The following is a 1,952-nucleotide window of genomic DNA, read 5'->3' on the forward strand; positions in this document are numbered from 1 at the left end:
TTTTAGGGTGGCACCGAGTTTCCTTATGCTCTTTTTCTCTGAAGCTAAACCTGTTTTATATGTCGTAGTCTTTTTATTGGGAGTGACCCCTTGCTGTACAATTTCCGGAGGTGCCGATAAGGGACGAATTTTCCCTTGTCGGTTGCCTTTGGGGATTGTAAGGGGTGGAGGCTCGGAATCAAAAGGAAACGAAATATCATTCCGAGTGTGCTTCTTTTTTCTGTTCTTGAATTCTATTATTTCCAATGTTAGAATTATGTTAACAACTTGTTAGGAGTGTGTTTGGATGGAAGAGAAAAAACAAATTGGACCTCGAATTACTGTTGAAACATTTAAAAAGCTAGAGTTATTAGCCGAACATTTTACAAAACACAATGAATTTGGAAGAGTTTCAAAAGATGCTGTAATTGAGTTTGCTATTAAGGAATTGTATAGGGACTATTTGGGAAAAGGACGCTAATTTTTGTTGAAAAACTGACTTCGGATTTGGGGTTCTTTATTATTAACTTGATTTTAATTAAACATTACAGGAAAAATTGAGGGGAAATGGATGGATAAACGCAATGGTGACGCGGTTTTCATAGCTCCAAATGATGTTGTAAAAGTGACCACTATGAATCACGTCATTGAAGTTCAGCATATGGAGAAGATGAACCGGAAAAATAATATCAAAAAATTGGACAAGGATAGGTTTGTAGACCTCTCTACTGGGGAGATCCGGGAGTTCGAGCATTCGGAAAATCGGCAGGAAAATTATAATTCTTTGAGACAAACCTTTAAGAAGCTGCGTTATTTGATAAATAACAATTTTATAGGACGGCCAAATGAATTACATATAACTTTGACATACAAGAAAAATATGACGGACACGAAAAAACTTTATAGTGATTTTCAAAATTTTATCGACAGGTTGCGTTATAAATACAAGAAAGAAAGTTCGATAGATTATTTATCGGTGGTAGAGCCACAAGGACGTGGAGCCTGGCATTGTCATGTTTTAATGCGCTTTAATGATTTGGATAAGATTTATATTAAAAATGCTGAATTAAGGAGTCTATGGGGTTTAGGATTTGTAACAATCAAGTCATTAAAGGATATAGACAACATAGGAGCCTATTTGAGCGCTTATTTGACTGATATAGACCTAGAAGATGTCCAAGACAGGGAAACAGCCTTAAAAGTGGCTTCAGAGGGCTGTGAGGTGCAAACAAAGATCGTAGAAGGTCGGGAAAAGAAATTTTTAAAAGGCGGACGGCTGCACATGTATCCTTCCGGAATGAATATGTATCGAAAATCAAAAGGGATTGTTAAGCCGGAACGGGAAGAAATGAAGTTCGGAGACATAAAAAAAGTAGTGGGTTCGGCAAAACCACACTACGAGAAAAGTTATCATGTCGAAAATGACAATTTTGAAAACACAATTTCGTTTCTCCAGTATAACACAAAACGTGATTTTTGAAGCAAAACGGTTCCTCTTTATGGAGCCGTTTTTTTTATTTCCCGAAGGGTTATTTGTCAGAATGACAAACCGATTTCGAGCCGGCGAGAACCCATTGTCACACCACGATTTAGGGGGTGTGTATAAATGGGCACTCTCTGTGAAATTTGAAGCTTTGAAATTCCGAATGGCGCACTTATACACTCTGTCGAGTGAGTGCTAAAATGCTGAAGCATTTCCGTCAAGCGTGTGGAGGAATCTTGTAGAGAGATATAGCATAGATACCCGTATCTCTAGAGATATTTTGGTATATCCCTGCTATATCTATGGGGTATCTATGCTATATCTTTGGCTTCAAAAACGGCACCTGTTCTAAGAGCATAGAAACTCAACAGGCACAGCCTGTTTGACACCCTTTTTTTTAGGGTGGCACCGAGTTTCCTTATGCTCTTTTTCTCTGAAGCTAAACCTGTTTTATATGTCGTAGTCTTTTTATTGGGAGTGACCCCTTGCT

General features: G+C 38.1%; 3 protein-coding genes. 2 read left to right on the forward strand and 1 reads right to left on the reverse strand.

Features of this window, described 5'->3' with window-relative positions:
- Positions 1 to 246: hypothetical protein (locus tag ACFXKG_RS41180; RefSeq protein ID WP_384850735.1), on the reverse strand; the 246-nt coding region annotated here is incomplete at its 3' end.
- Between the two features lie 40 nt (positions 247 to 286).
- Between ACFXKG_RS41180 and ACFXKG_RS41185 the strand changes: the two genes are divergently transcribed.
- A complete protein-coding gene (locus ACFXKG_RS41185) occupies positions 287 to 460 on the forward strand; it encodes a hypothetical protein (RefSeq protein WP_375839303.1) in 174 nt (57 codons plus the stop codon).
- A gap of 90 nt (positions 461 to 550) precedes the next feature.
- Positions 551 to 1,459 carry a hypothetical protein gene (locus tag ACFXKG_RS41190; protein WP_375839305.1) on the forward strand — a complete coding sequence of 303 codons (909 nt, stop codon included), beginning with the start codon at positions 551 to 553 and terminating at the stop codon, positions 1,457 to 1,459.
- The last annotated feature ends 493 nt before the right edge of the window (positions 1,460 to 1,952 follow it).

The organism is Streptomyces sp. NPDC059255, assembly GCF_042752355.1.
Taxonomy (GTDB): domain Bacteria; phylum Actinomycetota; class Actinomycetes; order Streptomycetales; family Streptomycetaceae; genus Streptomyces.

Coding starts and splice junctions, on each gene's coding strand:
- ACFXKG_RS41185 (WP_375839303.1), top strand. CDS start 287: ATGGAAGAGAAAAAACAAATTGGACCTCGAATTACTGTTGAAACATTT.
- ACFXKG_RS41190 (WP_375839305.1), top strand. CDS start 551: ATGGATAAACGCAATGGTGACGCGGTTTTCATAGCTCCAAATGATGTT.